We start from the raw sequence: 17,531 nt of genomic DNA on the forward strand, positions 1-17,531 counted from the left end.
GGACTGACCATGCGTGTGCTCGGAGTCAACGGCTGGCCCGGGGCCAGTCACGATGGGGCCGCCTGCCTCGTCGTGGACGGCGAAGTCATCGCCCTGGCCGAGGAGGAACGCTTCACCCGGAACAAGCACGCCTACGGGGAGGCACCCCTCAACGCCGCCGCCCACTGTCTCGCGGAGGGCGGCCTCACCCTGGACGACATCGACGTCGTCGCCCACGGATGGGACCTGCCCAAGCTGTTCCGCGACCGGGGCCTGGACTGGTTCGCCGACGACGCCGGTGCGCTCGAGCACCTGCTGCCCAAGGCACTGTTCCCACGCGCCCGCGACCCGCGGCTGACGTTCGTCGACCACCACGTCGCCCACGCCGCCAGCGCCTACCACCTCTCCGGGCGGGACCGCGGCGCCGTCCTGGTCCTGGACGGCCAGGGCGAGGACGTGAGCACCACGCTCGCCGTCGGTGCCGACGGCGAGATCAAGACCCTGCGCACCTACCCGCCCGGCTGGTCACTGGGCTACTTCTACGCCGCGGTCTGCGCGTACACCGGCCTCGGTTCCGACGCGGCCGGCAAGATGATGGGCCTGGCCTCGTACGGCACTCCCCAGGACCTCACCCTCGGCGGTGCCCTCGGCTTCACGGACGACGGTTTCACCATCGGTGCCGTCCCGCGGGACCTGCGCTCCACCGGCACCACCGACGAGGAGACGGCCACCGTACGGCACTGGCTGGAGCACCTGGAGAAGGCACTGCCGGACGCCCCCAACCGCTCCGTCCGCCGCTTCGACCCCCGCGCGGGCCGCTACACCAGGGTCACCGACCGGGACCCGTTCGAATACCGCGACATCGCGGCCACGGCCCAGGCGGCGCTGGAGCGGGCGGTCACGGCCCTCGTGCGCAGCCTGCTCCGGGAGAGCGGCGAGACCACACTGCTGGTCGCGGGCGGCGTCGGCTTCAACGCCACCCTCAACGGCAAGCTCATGCGCATGCCCGAGGTGCAGGACCTCTTCGTCCAGCCCCTCGCCGGTGACCAGGGTGTCTCGCTCGGCGCGGCGGTCTGGGTCGCGGCCCAGGAGGGCGACCGGATCCGGCCCATGAACGGCTCGGTGGCCTGGGGCCCGCAGTGGAGCCCGGACGAGATCCGCCGTGTCCTGGACGCCTCCGGCACCGCCTACACCGAGCCCGCGGACATCGCCGCCGCGACGGCGGACGTCCTGGCCGCCGGCGGAGTCGCCGGGTGGTTCCAGGGTCGGGCCGAGGGCGGTCCTCGTGCCCTCGGCCACCGCAGCATGGTCGCCGTGCCGACCCCCGAGCGGACCCGCGACCGGGTCAATGTCCGGATCAAGGACCGCGAGGCGTGGCGGCCGTTCGCCCCGAGCATGCAGGAAGAGGCGGCCGAAGCCCTGATCGGCACCACCACCCCGCTGCCGTACATGATCGTCACCACTCCGGTCACCGAGGCCGGCGCCGCCGTCATGCCCGCGGTGGTCCACAGCGACCGGACCACCCGGCCGCAGACGGTCTCCGCCGGCGTCGACCCCCTCTACCACCGGCTCATCGGCGCGGTCGGCGCGCACACCGGCAGCCCGGTCGTCCTGAACACCTCCTTCAACGGCCGGGACGAACCGGTCGTCTGCAGCCCGCACGACGCCCTCGCCACCTTCCACCGGCTGCCGATGGACGCCCTGGCCCTCGGACCGTTCCTGATCCGCCGCCCCGACGGTGCCGTGCGCGGGATCCGCTCATGACGGCCCCGGCCCGCCGGCACCCCGGCCCCGCCGCGGACGCCGAAGCCCCCGCCGCCCCGGCGTCCGGCCCATCGGATATGCCCGGTCCCAGCGTCGAGGAGATCCGCGCCCGGCTGGACGCCTGGCTCGCCGACACCGTGCTGACGCCGGACGCCGACCTGTCGGCCCCGCTGCTCGACCTCGGAGTGGACTCCCTCGACCTCATCCGCACCGCCCGCCGGGTCGAGGCCGCCTTCGGCGTCCGGGTGCAACTGCGCGAGCTGACCGTGCCGGAGATGACCACGGCCCGGCTGGCCGCGCTGGTCGCCGACCGCGCTGTCCGGCGCCGTACCGCCGATGTCGCACCGCCCGGCGTCGGCCACGCCCCGGTCGTGCTCACCCCTCCGCAGGAACAGTCCTGGGAGGAGCAGGCCGGCGAGCGGGGCCACTGGAACCAGGCGATGCTCTTCACCACCCGGCCGGACCTCGACGGCGAACTGTTCGCCGAGGCCGTCCGCCGCCTGGTCGCCGGGCACGCCTCGCTGCGCCTGGCCGTCGAGGCCCGCCCGGCCCGGCGGCCCCGGCAACTGGTGGTGGCCGTCGACCCCGACGGCCCGCCCGGCGCGGCCCTCGGCCCGGTGCTGGACACGGTGGACATCAGCGAGCTCTCCGACGCCGAACTGCCGGCCGCGGTCACCCTGCGCTGCACGGTCGAACAGGGGGCACTGGATCCGCAGCTCGGACCCGTGGCCCGGTTCGTCCGCTTCGACGCGGGCCCGACCCGCCCGGGGCGACTGCTGATCGTCATTCATCAGATCGCGTTCGACATGGTCTCGTGGTCCGTCCTCCTGGAAGACCTGGAGGAGCTGTACACGGCGCTCGAAGCCGGGCGTCGCGACGTCTGGTGCGCCGAGGGAACCCCGTATCCCGAGTGGGCCCGGGCGCTGGCCGCCCACGCCCGCACCCCCGAGGCCGAGGCGGAGGCCGAGTGGTGGACGGAGGTGGTCCGCACCCCCGCGACCATCCCGCTGGACCACGCCGCCGCCGACCCGCGGGCCGCGAACACCGCCCGCACCGCCGCGACGTACCGCGAGGAGTTCCCGCCGGAGCTCACCACGCGCCTCCACACGGCGGCCCGCGCCCACCGCGCCCACCCCGGCGACCTGGTCCTGCACGCCCTGGGCGAGGTGCTGGCCGGGTGGCTGGACGAGACGGAAGTCCGGGTGGACATCCTGCGGCACGGGCGCGAGGAGACCGTTGGCGACACGCATCTGGCCCGCACCACCGGCTGGTTCACCACCACCGTGCCCGTCCGCCTGGACCTGGCCCCCGGCACCCCGGCCGAACGGCTGGCGCGGACCGTCGGCCACCTCGCTGCCCTGCCCGGCGGGGGAGTGGGATTCGGTGCGCTCAGCCGCCACGGCCGGCCGCGCGTTTCGGCCACGCTGCGCGCCGCCCCGCCCAGCGACATCTCCTTCGACTTCGAGGGCGACGACGCGGACGCCCTGCCCCTGCGCACCCTGCTGCCGGACATGGCACCCGAGGCCATCGGCGACATCACCGCCCCGCACTGGACGCGGCCCCACCTCATCGAGGTGATCGCCACGACCGACGACGAGGTGCTGCGCGTCGAATGGTGGTACTCCACCGCCCTGCACGACGAGGCGACCGTACGCGACCTCGCCGCCCGCCACCGGTCGGCCCTCACGGCACTCCTCGACACGACGGGATCCGACGCGACGGGATCCGACGCGACGGGATCCGACACGACGGGATCAGACACGACAGGTCCCGACGAGGCAGGACCCGACGCGACAGGACCGCGGGCGACGGAATCCCGTACGGCGGAATCCGGTACGGCGGAATCCGGAACGGCGGGCCCCGACGCGGCCGGGACTCGCGGCGACCGAACACCTCCCGGACGCACAGAAGAAGGCGACCTGCCATGACCCTCCCCAGCGTGCTCGAGCGCTTCTTCACCATCGCCCGCTCCGATCCCGGCCGACCGGCGGTCATCGACAACGGAATGACGGTCGGATACGGCCAACTGGCCTGCTGGGCAGGGGCAGTGGCCGACCTGGTCGTCACCCGCGCACCCGGACCGCATCCGCCCGTGGCCGTCACCCTGCACCACAGCGTCCGGGACATCGCCGCGATCCTCGGCACGCTCGCGGCCGGCCGCGGCTACGTGGCGGTGCCCGAGGGCCCCTCCGGTCACACCGGCGAGGCCCTGCGCGCCCTCGGCTGCCGGGAACTGGTCGCCACCGCCGAGACCGACCGGCTGCCCGCCGTCGACCGCGTCCTGCGCCCCCACTGGGGCCCGTCCCGCGCCCCCGTCCCGGGCAACGGCAGACCGGTCCGCGCCGACGACCCCGCCTACGTGCTGTTCACCTCCGGATCGACCGGTGCTCCCAAGGCCGTGGCCGTCCCGCACCGGGCGCTGCACGCCGTCCTGCCCCCGCTGCGCGAGCTGTACCAGGTCGGTCCGGACACCGTGTCCCTCAACTTCACCCGTGCCGACGGCGACACCAGCCTGGAGGAGATCCTGCCGCCGCTCCTGGAGGGCGGACTCGTCGTGCTGGACGGTGACGCCGAGGCGGACCTCGACCGGGTCCTCACCGACAACGAGGTCACCCTGGTCAACCTGCCCGTCGACTACTGGCACATCTACACCGGCCACCTGCTGGAGACCGGCCGGAAACTCCCCGGCACCGTCGAGACCGTCGTCATCGGCGGCGAGGCCGTCCGCCCCGACATGCTGGAGCGCTGGCACCGGCTCGGCGCCGACCACGTACGGCTCCTCAACACCTACGGGTCCACCGAGACCGCCCTCGTCACCCACAGCGCCGTCCTCGCCGGGCCCGGTGCCGGACCCCGGGAGGCCGGGAACCCCTTCCCCGAGGGCGTCCCGATCGGTCACCCGCTGCCTTCCGTACGGCAGGTCGTGGTGCCACGCCCGGACGCGCCCGACGGCCCCGGCGAGTTGCTCGTGGCCGGCCCCCAGCTCGCCACCGGCTACCTCGACGACCCCGACCGCACGGCCGCCCGCTTCGTCGACGCCGACTTCGGCGGCGGCACCACCCGCTGGTACCGCACCGGCGACCTCGTCCACGAGTCCGCCGACGGTGCCCTGGTCTTCCACGGCCGCAGCGACCACCAGGTCAAGATCCGCGGTCACCGGGTCGACCTGCTGGACGTCGAGGAGGCCATCGGACGGCTCCCCGGTGTCACCGCCGTCGCCGCCGCCGCGCACGCCAAGGGCGAGCACACCGCGCTCGTCGCCTTCGTGGTCGTCGCGCCCGGCGGCAACACGCCGGACGACGGCGGCGTCGCGGCCGAGCCCGCCGCGCTGCGCGCGCACCTGCGCGCCACGCTCCCCGAACACATCGTCCCCGACCGGATCGTCGCGGTCCCCCGACTGGCGCACACCCGCACCGGCAAGGTCGACCGCGCGGCCACCCGGGACCGGTACCTGTGACCAACCGGCTCTTCGACGCCTCGGTGGCCCCCGCCACCCTGCCCGAGGCGGACGCGCGGGGCCCTTGGGCCTACCTGTGGTGGCTGGCGCGGATCCGGCCCGGACCGCTGCTGCTCAGCGCCGTGCTCGGCACCCTCTGGATGGTCCCCCTGGCCCTGGTCCCGCTCGTCATCGGACGGGCCATCGACGAGGCCGGCCAGGGAGGCGACCGGGCCGGCCTCTACCTGTGGGCCCTGCTCACGCTCGGCCTCGGCATCGTCCAGGCCCTCGCCGGCGCCGGCCTGATCCAGGCCGCCGTGGGCGCCGAGGCGCACGCCCTGTCGCACACCCACCGCGTCCTGATGCGGCACGTGGTCCGGCTGGGCGCCACCCTCCGCGGCAAGGCACACTCCGGTGACGTGGCTGCCTCGGCCGCCGCGGACGTCGACACCATCGGCAACGCCTTCGAGGTGGTCGGCCGCACCATCGGCGCGGTGTTCGCCGCCGTGCTCGTCGCCGTGGCCCTCACCGCCACCTCGCCCGTGCTCGGACTGGCCGTGCTCATCGGGGTCCCGGCCGCCGTCCTGGGCATCGGACCGCTGCTGCGGCCCCTCCAGGAACGCGACGAGGCCCAGCGCGAACAGATGGGCATCGCCACCTCCCAAGCGGGTGACATCGTCGCCGGTCTGCGGATCCTGCGCGGCATCGGCGGCGAGGCGGGTTTCGCCGAACGCTTCCGCCGCACCAGCCAGGAGGTCCGGCGGGCCGGCGAGTCGGCCGGCCGGATGGAGGCCTGGCTCCAGGCGGCCGGGGTCTTCCTGCCCGGCCTCGTCACCGTCGGCATCGTCTGGTTCGGCGCACGCCTCGCCCTGCAGGGCACCATCACCGCCGGCGAACTCGTCGCCTTCTACGGCGCGTCGGCCTTCCTCACCCTCCCGGTGAGCACCGCGACCGAGGCCGCCGAGACGCTCAGCCTGGCCAAGGTCGCCGCCGGCCGGGTCTGCGCCCTGCTGCGCCTCACCCCCGAGACCACCCAGCCCGTACAGCCCGAGCCGCTGCCCCCGGGACCGCTCTCGCTGGCGGACGCCCGCACCGGCATCACCGCCGAGGCCGGACGGCTCACCGTGGTCGTCGCCCCCGCCGACCGCACCGGGAACCTCGCCGACCGGCTCACCCGCCCCGGCGGTACCGGTGACGGTGCCCCGCCCGTGCTGCTCGGCGGTGTCCCGCTCGACCGGGTGGACCTCGCCGAACTGCGCTCCCGGGTGCTCCGGTCCGGACCCGCCGACACCCTGTTCAGCGGCACCGTACGGGACGAACTGACCGCGGAATCCGCCCGCTCGCCGCGGGACCTGGAGCGCGCGCTGTTCACCGCCGACGCCGCCGACGTGGTGGAAGCCCTCCCCGCCGGTCCGGACACCCCGCTCGACGAGGGCGGCCGTGCCCTGTCCGGCGGTCAGCGCCAGCGCCTCGTCCTCGCGCGGGCCCTGCTCGCGGCTCCCGACGTGCTGGTGCTGGAGGACCCCACCTCCTCGGTCGACGCCCACACCGAGGCCCGGGTGGTCGAACGGGTCGCCGCCGCGCGGGCGGGGCGCACCACCGTCGTGTTCAGCGACAGCCCGCTGTGGCGCGGCGTCGCCGACCGCGAGGTCCGCCTCTGCCCGGACCCCGTACCCGGCAGCCCCGACCGTTCCACAGGAGTCCCCTCGTGACGGCGACACCCGCCCAGGCCCACCCCACCGCCGAAGCCACTCCGGCCCCGCCCACCACCCCCGGACCCGACGGCACGCCCGGCCACCCGGGGCGGCTGCCGCTCGCCGACCGGGCGGACGTCCGCGCCTGGGTCGGTGCCTTCCTGCGCGACGAGGCCGCCCGGCTGGCCCTCACCTTCGCGCTGTTCGCCGCCGCTCTGGTGGCGGGCCTGATCGGACCCCGACTCCTGGGCCACCTGGTCGAATCCGTCAAGGCCGGTACCACCGCGGGCCGGGTCGACCTGCTCGCCCTGGCCTTCGTCGCCGTCCTCGTCACCCACGCGCTGCTCGCCCGCGCCGCCCGCACCCGGGCCGCGCTGCTGGGGGAGCGCGTCCTGTCGCGCACCCGCGAGACGTTCGTCCGCAGGGCGCTCGGGCTGCCGCTGTCGGAGGTGGAGAGCGTCGGTACCGGCGACCTCCTCAGCCGCGCCACCACCGACGCCGACCGGCTCAACGAGAGCATCCGGCAGGCGGTCCCGCGCATCGCGCTGGCCGCCGTCACCCTGGTGTTCACCTTCGCGGCGATCCTGCTGACCTCGCCCCTGCTCGCCCTCGGACTGCTGGCCGGAGTGCCCTTCGCCCTCCTGCCGACCTGGTGGTACCGGCCGCGCGCGACCCGCGCCTACGAGCGCCTGCTCGCTCAGGAGGCCGACGTCCTGGCCGTCACGCACGAGACCGCCCGCGGCGCCGCCACCGTCGAGTCCCTCGGGCTCGGGCCCCGCCAGATCCGGCGTCACGGCCGGGCGGTCGACCAGGTGGTACGGACCCGGCAGCGCACCACCTGGCTCCAGACCGTCTGGTTCCCCAGCCTGGACCTCGCCACCATGGTGCCGATGGCGCTGACCCTGCTGATCGGCGGACTCGCCTACCGGGACGGTGCCGTGGGACTGGGCGAACTCACCGCCGTGGTGCTCTACGTCCAAGCGCTCGGCGAGCCCCTGAACGACCTGCTCACCTGGACCGACGAACTGCAGATCGGGAACGCCGCGCTGCGCAGGATCCTGGGCGCGGACCGGTTGCCGCGCGAGGAGCCGCGGCCACCCGCGGCCACCGAGGGCCACGCCATCCGGCTGGAGGGCGTCGGCTTCGGCTACGCCCCGGGCCGCGAGGTCCTGTCGGACATCGACCTCGACATCGCCTTCGGCGAGCGCCTGGCCGTGGTCGGTGCCTCCGGCGCGGGCAAGTCCACCCTCGGCAAACTCCTGGCCGGCGTGCACCACGCGACCCGGGGGAGCGTGCGCATCGGCGGCGCCGAGATCAGCAGCCTGCCGGTGGGCCAACTGCGCCGCGAGATCGTCCTCGTGACCCAGGAACAGCACGTGTTCACCGGCACGCTACGGGACAACCTCACGCTGGCCTGCGAGGAGCCGCCGCCGGACGAGCGGCTGTGGGAGGCGCTGGAGACGGTTCTGCTGGCGGACTGGGCACACACCCTCCCCGACGGCCTCGACACCGGGATCGGCCCGGGCGCCGCACCGCTGTCCCCGTCGGCGGCCCAGCAACTGGCACTGGCCCGGCTGCTGCTGTCCGACCCGCACGCACTGGTGCTGGACGAAGCCACGGCACTGCTGGACTCCACCGCGTCACGCCGGGTCGAGCGTTCGCTCGCGGCGCTGATCGCGGGCCGTACGGTGATCTCCATCGTGCACCGCCTGGACTCGGTGCGGGACGCCGACCGCATCGCGGTGATGGACCGCGGCCGGATCGTCGAGCTCGGCAGCCACGAGGAACTCCTGGCGGCGGACGGTGCCTACGCGTCCCTGTGGCACTCCTGGCAGGCGGCCCGGCACTCCGGCCCGCCGGCGTGGGGACAGAAGAAGGCCGAGGAGCAGGCGGAGACGTGACTGCTCCGACGGCACGGGACGACGGTCATCCCCCCGACTCAACCGGCGCCGACGCTGAAACCGGGCCCGCTGGAGAAGCCCTACGCGCTACGGGTGCTGGGCTCTCACGCCCCCCTCGGCGCCCCTGAAGAAGCCCGTGGTGGTCAGTCGGCACGCTGTTCCGCGGGCGAGGCGGTGTTCTGCGTGGCGGCCCAGGAGGCGAGGAGCCTCAGGCCCTCCTCGGAGGCCGAGCCGGGTTCGGCGGTGTAGATGGTGAGGGTGAGCCCCGGGGCGGCGGCCATCTCCAGGCCCTCGTAGGCGAGGGTGAGGTCGCCGACGGTGTGGTGGTGGAAGCGCTTGGTGCCGGTGCCGTGGTGGCGGACGTTGTGGGCACCCCAGCGGGTGCGGAAGGCGTCGCTGCGGGTGGACAGCTCCCCGACGAGGTCGTGCAGGCCCTTGTCGTGGGGGCTGCGGCCGGCTTCGGTGCGCAAGATGGCCACGGCGACGTCGGCGGCCTGCTCCCAGTCGGGGTAGAAGCGGCGCGAGGCGGGGTCGAGAAACTGGAAGCGGGCCAGGTTCGCCTGGTTGCCGGCCGAGGCGTAGACGTCTGCGTAGAAGGCGCGGGCGAGCTCGTTGACGGCGAGCAGGTCCATGCGGCCATTGCGTACGAAGGCGGGGCCGGCGGTGACGGCGTCCAGAACCCACTGCAGGCTCCGGTGCGCCTTCCACTGCGCGGTGCGGCGCCGGGGGCGGGTGAGGGCGTCGGAGCCGTCGGCGGCGTGGGCGAGGTTGAGCAGGTGCGCGCGCTCGGCGTCATCGAGCTGGAGCGCACGGGCGACGGCCTCGAGGACGGCCGGGGAGACGCCGGCGAGGTTGCCACGTTCCAGCTTGGCGTAGTACTCCACGCTCACATCGGCGAGCGCGGCGACCTCACTGCGGCGCAGGCCCGGTACCCGTCGGCGGCTCCCGGAGGGCAGGCCGGCCTGCCCGGGAGTGATATTGGCTCGCCGCGAGGTCAGGAACTCGCGGACCTCTGCTTGGTTGTCCACGCCTTCGACGGTACGTCCCGCCCGCGTCCATAGGGATGTACTGGCGGTACACCCCTTGACGGTGCCTCGCTCCACGCGCGACGAGCGGGTTACCTGGATGACGTGGTGCTTGTCGTCCGGTCGTCACGACGGGATCTTGCACCCGGCCCCGCACTCGGCGACGGCCCCGGCCTACGGGATCGCCGGCCCCCGGCACGCGAAGGAATCTCTCTCATGCGCGGCGCAGTCATCCACGCCCCCGGTGACGTCCGCTTCGAGTCCCTGGAGGACCCGAAGCTGCTCCACCCCACCGACGCGATCATCCGCACGGCCCTCACCTGCGTGTGCGGCTCCGACCTGTGGCCCTACCGCGGCGCCGAGCCGATCGGCGACCCGCACCCGATGGGCCACGAGTACGTCGGCTTCGTCGAGGAGGTCGGCTCGGAGGTCACCGCGGTGAAGCCGGGGCAGTTCGTCGTCGGCTCGTTCGCCACGTCCGACAACACCTGCGCGAACTGCCAGAACGGTTTCCAGTCGAACTGCCTGCACCGCGAGTTCATGTCCACCTGCCAGGCCGAGTACATGCGCATCCCCAATGCCCAAGGCACCCTGGTGGCCACCGACGAGGTGCCCGGCGAGGAGATATGGCCCGGCCTGCTGGCCGTCTCCGACGTGATGGGCACCTGCTGGTGGGCCGCGGACGCCGCCGAGGTGCGGCCCGGCTCGACCACCGTGGTCGTCGGCGACGGCGCGGTCGGCCTGTGCGCGGTGATCGCGGCGAAGGAGATGGGCGCGGAGCGGATCATCGCCATGTCGCGGCACGAGTCCCGGCAGAAGCTCGCCCGGGAGTTCGGTGCCACCGACATCGTCACCGAGCGCGGCGACGAGGGCGTTGCGAAGATCAAGGAGCTGACCGGCGGGATCGGTGCCGACAGCGTCCTGGAGTGCGTCGGCACCGGCGAGGCCATGAGCCAGGCCCTGCACTCCGCCCGCCCCGGCGGCAGCGTCGGCTTCGTCGGCGTCCCCCACGAGGTCGCCATCGACGGCCAGGAGTTGTTCTTCTCCCACGTCGGCCTGCGCGGCGGCCCCGCGCCCGTACGCCGCTACCTGCCCGACCTCATCGACCGCGTCCTGGCCCGCCGGATCGACCCGGGCAAGGTCTTCGACCTCACCCTGCCCCTGGAGCAGGTCGCCGAGGGCTACCAGGCCATGGACGAGCGCCGCGCCGTCAAGACCCTCCTCAAGCCCTGACCCCCTCCACCGGACAAGGAGCACCCGTGCAGATCACCCGCAGCTCGATCGACACCGCCAAGGGCCCGGCCGACTGGTTCACCGGCGACGTCTACATCGACCCGGTCGCCGCCGCCCCCGCCCCCTCCCGGGTCACCGCCTCCCTGGTGCACTTCATGCCCGGCGCCCGCACCCACTGGCACCGCCACCCGCTCGGGCAGACCGTCTTCGTCACCGAAGGCGTCGGCCTGTGCCAGCGTCGCGGCGGCCCAGTGGAGGTCATCCGGCCCGGCGACCGCGTCCTGTTCGAGGCCGACGAGGAGCACTGGCACGGCGCCGCCCCCAACCGGCTGATGGTCCACGTGGCCATCAACGAGGGCGACGACGACCACGCCGTCGTGCACTGGCTGGAGCCCGTCACCGACGACGAGTACACCGCCGCCCCGGCCGCCGGCTGACACCGCGCCCGTACCGCCGTCACCTGAAAGGCTCACCGTGACCACGTTCGCTGTTGTCGGCGCCGGCCTCGGACTGGGGCTGGCTGCCGCCCGCCGGTTCGGTGCCGCCGGCCACCACGTCGCCCTCCTGGCCCGCAATGCCGATCACCTCGACGCCCTGGTGGGCGAACTCGACGGTGACGGCATTCAGGCACGCGGCTTCACCGCCGACGTCCTCGACCCCGCCTCCCTGACCGCGGCCTTGGCCGCAGCGACCAAGGAACTGGGACCGATCGAGGTCCTCCAGTTCAGCCCGGTGCCTCGCGGCGACTTCATGAAGCCGGTCCTGGACACCGGTGTCGCCGACCTGGACGATCCACTGGCCTTCTCCGTCAAGGGGCCGGTGACCTGTGTGCACGCCGTCCTGCCCGGGATGCGGGAGCTGGGCCGGGGCACGCTGCTGTTCGTCAACGGTGCCAGCGCCGTACGCCCGAATCCCGAGGTGGCCGGCACCTCGATCGCGTTCGCCGCCGAGAGCGCCTACGCGGCCATGCTCCACGACGCCCTCGCGCCCGAGAACATCCACGCCGCCCAGCTCATCGTCCCCGGCGCCATCCACCCGGCCGCCGGGCACTCCAGCCCCGACGCGCTCGCCGAACGCCTGTACGCCATCCACACCGAGCGCGGCCCCTTCCGGCACTACGCCGAGCCCCTGCCCACATGACCACCCTCGGGGCGCCGCCCCTGGACTTCGCAGTCCGCCGTCGCCCGGGCCGTGCCGCTTCGGCGGCCGCCCTGATGCTGGCCATCAGTGCTTGCTCCAGCGGAACACAGCAGACCACCCCGGCCGCCACCCCCTCTGCTTCAGCCCCGGCGGGGCAGCGGGAGACGGCGGCCCCTACCTCGTCGTCCGCCTCCGGGAGGGACACCTCCATGAACATCCACGTCACCCTCGACGGCCGCCCTGTCGACGCGGTCCTGAACGACAGCCCCACCGTCCGCGACTTCGCCGCGCTGCTGCCGCTCACCTTGGACCTGAAGGACTTCCACGGCACCGAGCGGGTCGCCGACCTGCCGCGCAAGCTCGACACCGCCGGCGCCCCCGAACCGGTCGCTGCCGCCGTCGGCGACATCGCCTACTACGCCCCCTGGGGTAACCTCGCCCTCTTTTACCAGGACGGGCCCGCTCCCTCCCCGGACCTGCTCGTCCTCGGCCACCTCGACGTCAGCGCCGACCAGCTCGGCCGGGCAACCAGCATCACCGTCAAGGCCGCCACCTGACCCGTCCCGCCTCCTCGCCGGCGCACCGGCGCCCCTGCGGCACTGATCCATCTCCGGGCCCGACGCCTGCGGCCCGCCTTTTCGAAGGGAGAACACACGTGAGCGTCACCTACGACTTCCACGACAAGACCGCCTTCGTCACCGGCGCCGCCGGCGGCATCGGCCGGGCCACCGCCCTCGCCTTCGCCCGCGCGGGCGCCCGGGTCGCCCTCGCGGACCTGTCCGGTGACGGCCTACGCGAAACCGCCCGCCTCATCGACGCCGCAGGAGGCGACGCCCTCGCCCTCACCTGCGACGTCACCAGCGAGGACGACGTCCAGGCCGCGGTCGACCGAACTGTCGAGCGCTTCGGGAGCCTGGACGCCGCCTTCAACAACGCCGGCGTCGAGCAGCCCGTCCAGCCGGCCGCCGACACCGCCAAGAACGACTGGGACCGTATCCTCGGCGTCAGCCTCACCGGAGCCTTCCTGTGCACCAGGGCACAGGTCCGGCAGATGCTCCGCCAGGACGGCGGCGGGGCGATCGTCAACGTCTCCTCCGGAGCCGGGATCAAGGGCTTCAAGGGGCAGGCCGCCTACGCCGCCGCCAAGCACGGGATCATCGGTTTCACCCGTTCCGCCGCCCTCGACCACGCCGCACAGGGCATCCGTGTCAACGCCGTCTGCCCCGGGATCATCGACACCGAGATGATCCGCCGCTTCGGCGACACCCGCCCCGGAGGCCGCGAAGGACTCATCGCCGACGAGCCCGTCGGCCGCCTCGGCACGCCCGAGGAGATCGCCTCCGCCGTGCTCTGGCTGTGCTCCGCCGACGCCGCCTTCACCACAGGCACCGCCCTCGTCGTCGACGGCGGCCAGACCACCTGAGCCTCCCGGCATCCCCGCCCGCAAGACCACCCCCGAACCCCGTGCGAGGACCTTCCCCATGAACCCCGTCTACGACTTCACCGGCCAGGCCGCCTTCGTCACCGGAGCCTCCTCCGGCATGGGCCTGGCCACCGCCCGCGCGTTCGCCGAAGCCGGCACCGCCGTCGCCCTCGCCGACATCGACGAGCCGGCCGTCAACGCCGCCGCGAAGGAGCTCGCCGACGCCGGCCACCGGGCCCTCGCCCTGGTCTGCGACGTCACGGACGAGGACCAGGTCGCCGCCGCGGTCAACCGCACCGTAGCAACCTTCGGCCGCCTCGACATGGCCTACAACAACGCCGGCATCATGCCCCCGCCCACCGATGCCGCCGACGAGAGCGCCGAACAGTTCGACCGCGTCCAGAGCATCAACCTGCGCGGCATCTGGGCGGCCATGAAGCACGAACTGCGCCACATGCGCGACCAGGGCAGCGGCACCATCGTCAACTGCTCCTCCCTCGGCGGCCTCGTCGGCAACCCCGGCCGCGCCGCCTACCACGCCACCAAGCACGGCGTGATCGGCCTGACCAAGAGCGCCGCCCTCGAATACGGACCCCGCGGCGTGCGCATCAACGTCGTCTGCCCCGGCACCATCGCCACTCCCATGGTCGACGCCATGATCGACGGCGGCGAACTCGACCGCACCCAGGCCGAAACCGGCCAGGCCATCGACCGTCTCGGCACCGCCGACGAAATCGCCCAGGCCGTCCTGTGGCTCTCCAGCCCCGGCGCCAGCTACGTCACCGGCATCGCCCTGCCCGTCGACGGCGGCTACACCGCCCAGTAACTCCCCGGCACTGCCATCAAGCCGAGAGGCCGTCCTCGTCCGACTCGGGCGTGTCCGGGTCGCGCAGCACCCGACTCGCCACGCCGGACGCAAGAGGCGGTCTCCCCACATCGCGCCTCGGTCACGCCCCCGCGGGCCGTTGCGCACTTCCTCAACCGACTGAAGATGAGGTCCACTCCATGGAACGTCGCAAAGCGCTCGGACTGATCGCCGCCGCCGGTGCCGCCACCGCCGCCTCCTTCACAGCCGCGCCCTCCTTCGGTGCGGAGACCGGCCGCAGCGCCGCCGCCGGCGCCGCAGGGCAGGGCAGGACCGCAGCCACGGGCGGCTACACCTTCGCACTGGACAAGAACGTCAAGCGGACCCCGGTGCGGTTCAAGAACCGATACGGCATCGAGGTCGCCGCAGACCTCTACGTGCCGAAGAAGGGCAGGAGCAAGCTGCCCGCCCTGGTCGTCAGCGGCCCGTTCGGCGCGGTCAAGGAACAGTCCTCGGGGCTCTACGCCAACGAGTTCGCCCGCCGTGGCTACGTCACCCTCGCCTTCGATCCCTCCTTCACCGGGGAGAGCGGCGGCACGGTGCGCGACGTGGCCTCGCCCGACATCCACACAGAGGACTACAGTGCCGCCGTCGACTTCCTCGGCCTGCAGAAGATCGTCGACCGCAAGCGGATCGGCGCACAGGCCATCTGCGGCCTGAGCGGCATGGCGCTCACCGCGGCTGCGGCAGACAGCCGCATCAAGGCGGTCGCCACCACCTCGATGTACGACATGTCGCGGAGCATATCCCGCGGCCACGAGGACTACTACACACGTGAGCAGCGCCAGAAGATCGTGGACCACGTCAGCCGGCAGCGCTGGATCGACGCCGAGAACGGCACCCACGCGCGGCTCTCCCACGAGGTCCCCTTCGACGAGAACGGCAACGTCGCCCCCACCGACCGCGTCCTGCCCAAGACCCTCCCCGCGGACGCCGACCCGATCACGCAGAGCTTCTTCGACTACTACCGCACCGAGCGCGGCTACCACCCGCGCTCGATCAACTCCACCACCGCGTGGACCGCGACCACACCGATGTCGTTCTTCGCCTTCCCGCTGATGACGAACATCGACATGCTGGCCCCCCGCAAGGCGCTCCTGGTGGCCGGCGCCGACGCACACTCCCGCTACTACTCCGAGGACGTCCAGGCAAAGGCCCCCGACACCGTCGACCTCGTGATCGTCCCGGGCGCGGACCACGTCGACCTGTACGACAGCAGGGACCTCATCCCCTTTGACCGGCTCGACGAGTTCTTCACCGAGAACCTCGCCTGACCATCAGGCCCCCGGCAGGCCGGTACCGCTACTGCCTGTCGGGGGCCCTCACGTCGGCAACGGCCTGTCGAGACCGGTTCGGACAGGGAGCTCGCGGAGCCGAAACAGCGCTTCCAGTGCTGGTTGTCCGCGTCGAGTTCGCGGAGGCGGACACCGAGGTCACTGGTGTCGATCCGGTCAAGTTGCTGGTTCAGACCGATCAGAGTCCATGGCGCCATCGCCCTGGTACCGTCATCGCCCAAGCGGCAGCACGCGAGAACCGTCCGCAGAATCGGTCCGCGCCGGGCTGAGTCTGATGCAGCGCGGCCCGGTGCAGTGTGTCCGTATTCGGTCTGCGCCTAGGTTCCCGAGGGCGCGGCGGTGTCGAAGATGTCGGCGTACGCCTCGTAGGCCAGGCCCCGGTCGTCGTAGCGGGGGCTATCAGGGCCCGCGCGGGGCTGCGGCCCAATGCAGCTGCGCGCAGCCGTATCCCTCCGGGTGGACTGCGTCAGGTGAGGGGGCATTGATGTTCTGACCTGCGGCGGAGAGTTCAGTGAGGCTCCGTTCGGACGGGGGTGAATGAGGCCGGATCCCCGACCGCGCCCGCTGTCACGGATGGCCGTGGGGCGGCGGACCCCAATGAGGCGGGCCCTTCGGCGTACCTGGTCAAGGCCGGAGACTCGGCACCTCCCCTGGTTGTTGTGCTGCGATCTGCCGACCGTGCATCTGTGCGTTGGCTTCCTCGTGCAGCGATCGACGCCATGTCGTGGAAATGGCGCCCGCGATCGGAGGATGAAGTGCAGCCAGCACGCCGAGGCGGTGCAGCGGCGCGGTCAGCTCCGGAGGCAGCTGCCACGGACGAGTAGGCGCTCAAAAGGCGCTCGGTGTGTCGAGTGCCGCACCCTCGTTGACCTGGTCACCCTCCCACGCTCGCCGTCTTGTCGGCCGGACTTCGGCACGCATTCGACCGGGGAGTGGCGGGGCTGGTGACGGTCATCACGGATGCCCCCGAGAGGGTGCTGCGTAGGCTTGTGCCGTCGTCGCGGTGGGAGACGGGAGAGCGGGCGAAACTCTCCTCCAGTCGCCTGACGATGCGTCAGGAAAGTAAGCGAGTGGTCAGCATGAGTCCTGAAAAACCTGGGGGAAGCTGCCCGAACATGCGACTCGTTGTAGGCTGTCGAAACAGCCCTTGACCTGCAAAAACGCAGGCAGGGAGCCTGCTTTTGGCCAGGTGGCCGCCAAGACCGGTGACCTCGACAGGTCTCTGGCTCCCGCTCGGGCGCGCTGCGTACTCGACAGGTCGACCGCGGCATGGGTCCTGACCTCCCCCGCCCCGGTGTCCTTCTCGTCCACTGTGCCGACGCCATGGGATTCGGCTTCGCCACCGTCGTCACTTCCGACAGAGAGACCGAAGCCCCAGCCGGTCCCACCGCGGCGGCCCTCCGCGTGACCTGCTGCGTCATGATCGACCGCGGGCGGGGCCGGACCCGGGTCGGCAGGGCAGCCGGTTGCCGCGCCAGCTGAGGGCTGCACGGGTAGGCCATGATGTGCTGAGCGCCCAATGAGTGAGATGGTCGAGGGAAGGGCGGGCGGCGCCCGACCCGTACGTACGTAGGGCGTCCCCTATCTGCTATGCCGCCGCCTCCCAGCAGCGATACTGGATGCATGGACACGACGATCACCGCCCCCCGCGCCGAGGTACTGCGGAACCGCTACCGCAGCCGACTGCCCGAGCGCTTGCGGAGCTGGCCGGTCCCGTCGAGGGCAACGTGGACCTGCCGCTCCACATCGTCTGGTCCGGGCGGACGAGCTACAGCC

At 72.9% G+C, this 17,531-nt stretch carries 13 protein-coding genes; 12 read left to right on the plus strand and 1 reads right to left on the minus strand.

Annotated features, from left to right (window positions below; genetic code table 11):
* Positions 1-9: 9 nt before the first annotated feature.
* Genes ACP4J0_RS30300 through ACP4J0_RS30320 form a run of 5 tightly spaced genes read left to right on the plus strand, consistent with a single transcriptional unit; the run spans position 10 to position 8,774 of the window.
* Entirely contained in the window at positions 10-1,743 is a 1,734-nt protein-coding gene (locus ACP4J0_RS30300; RefSeq protein WP_426601911.1) for a carbamoyltransferase family protein, read from the plus strand.
* Complete coding sequence (locus ACP4J0_RS30305; protein WP_426601912.1) at positions 1,740-3,671, plus strand: condensation domain-containing protein; 1,932 nt, start codon at positions 1,740-1,742, stop codon at positions 3,669-3,671. The genes ACP4J0_RS30300 and ACP4J0_RS30305 overlap by 4 nt, the downstream gene beginning before the upstream one ends.
* On the plus strand, positions 3,668-5,200 hold the full coding sequence (locus ACP4J0_RS30310; protein ID WP_426601913.1) for an AMP-binding protein: 1,533 nt from the start codon (positions 3,668-3,670) through the stop codon (positions 5,198-5,200). The genes ACP4J0_RS30305 and ACP4J0_RS30310 overlap by 4 nt, the downstream gene beginning before the upstream one ends.
* Entirely contained in the window at positions 5,197-6,891 is a 1,695-nt protein-coding gene (locus ACP4J0_RS30315) for an ABC transporter transmembrane domain-containing protein (RefSeq protein WP_426601914.1), read from the plus strand. Before ACP4J0_RS30310 ends, ACP4J0_RS30315 begins: the two co-directional genes overlap by 4 nt.
* Positions 6,888-8,774 carry an ABC transporter ATP-binding protein gene (locus tag ACP4J0_RS30320; RefSeq protein WP_426601915.1) on the plus strand — a complete coding sequence of 629 codons (1,887 nt, stop codon included), beginning with the start codon at positions 6,888-6,890 and terminating at the stop codon, positions 8,772-8,774. The genes ACP4J0_RS30315 and ACP4J0_RS30320 overlap by 4 nt, the downstream gene beginning before the upstream one ends.
* A 143-nt stretch (positions 8,775-8,917) precedes the next feature.
* Here ACP4J0_RS30320 and ACP4J0_RS30325 read toward each other — a convergent pair whose 3' ends face one another.
* Positions 8,918-9,802, minus strand: coding sequence for a helix-turn-helix transcriptional regulator (locus ACP4J0_RS30325; protein WP_426601916.1), 885 nt, complete (start codon positions 9,800-9,802; stop codon positions 8,918-8,920).
* Positions 9,803-10,015: 213 nt separating this feature from the next.
* Between ACP4J0_RS30325 and ACP4J0_RS30330 the strand changes: the two genes are divergently transcribed.
* The 7 genes from ACP4J0_RS30330 to ACP4J0_RS30360 all read left to right on the plus strand — a co-directional run bounded on the left by ACP4J0_RS30330 (position 10,016) and on the right by ACP4J0_RS30360 (position 15,734).
* Positions 10,016-11,032 carry a zinc-dependent alcohol dehydrogenase family protein gene (locus ACP4J0_RS30330; RefSeq protein ID WP_426601917.1) on the plus strand — a complete coding sequence of 339 codons (1,017 nt, stop codon included), beginning with the start codon at positions 10,016-10,018 and terminating at the stop codon, positions 11,030-11,032.
* A 26-nt stretch (positions 11,033-11,058) separates the two neighbouring features.
* Entirely contained in the window at positions 11,059-11,469 is a 411-nt protein-coding gene (locus ACP4J0_RS30335; RefSeq protein ID WP_426601918.1) for a (R)-mandelonitrile lyase, read from the plus strand.
* 37 nt (positions 11,470-11,506) lie between these two features.
* Complete coding sequence (locus tag ACP4J0_RS30340) at positions 11,507-12,172, plus strand: SDR family NAD(P)-dependent oxidoreductase (protein ID WP_426601919.1); 666 nt, start codon at positions 11,507-11,509, stop codon at positions 12,170-12,172.
* Complete coding sequence (locus ACP4J0_RS30345; RefSeq protein ID WP_426601920.1) at positions 12,169-12,729, plus strand: cyclophilin-like fold protein; 561 nt, start codon at positions 12,169-12,171, stop codon at positions 12,727-12,729. The genes ACP4J0_RS30340 and ACP4J0_RS30345 overlap by 4 nt, the downstream gene beginning before the upstream one ends.
* 98 nt (positions 12,730-12,827) lie before the next feature.
* Positions 12,828-13,595 (plus strand): glucose 1-dehydrogenase, encoded by a 768-nt coding sequence (locus ACP4J0_RS30350; protein WP_426601921.1) that lies wholly within the window; start codon positions 12,828-12,830, stop codon positions 13,593-13,595.
* A gap of 58 nt (positions 13,596-13,653) precedes the next feature.
* Positions 13,654-14,421 (plus strand): SDR family NAD(P)-dependent oxidoreductase, encoded by a 768-nt coding sequence (locus ACP4J0_RS30355; RefSeq protein WP_426601922.1) that lies wholly within the window; start codon positions 13,654-13,656, stop codon positions 14,419-14,421.
* Between the two features lie 179 nt (positions 14,422-14,600).
* Positions 14,601-15,734, plus strand: a complete 1,134-nt coding sequence (locus ACP4J0_RS30360) for an alpha/beta hydrolase (RefSeq protein ID WP_426601923.1) — start codon at positions 14,601-14,603, stop codon at positions 15,732-15,734.
* The last annotated feature ends 1,797 nt before the right edge of the window (positions 15,735-17,531 follow it).

It is taken from the genome of Streptomyces sp. WG7 (genome assembly GCF_049975785.1).
In the GTDB taxonomy this organism is placed as follows: domain Bacteria; phylum Actinomycetota; class Actinomycetes; order Streptomycetales; family Streptomycetaceae; genus Streptomyces.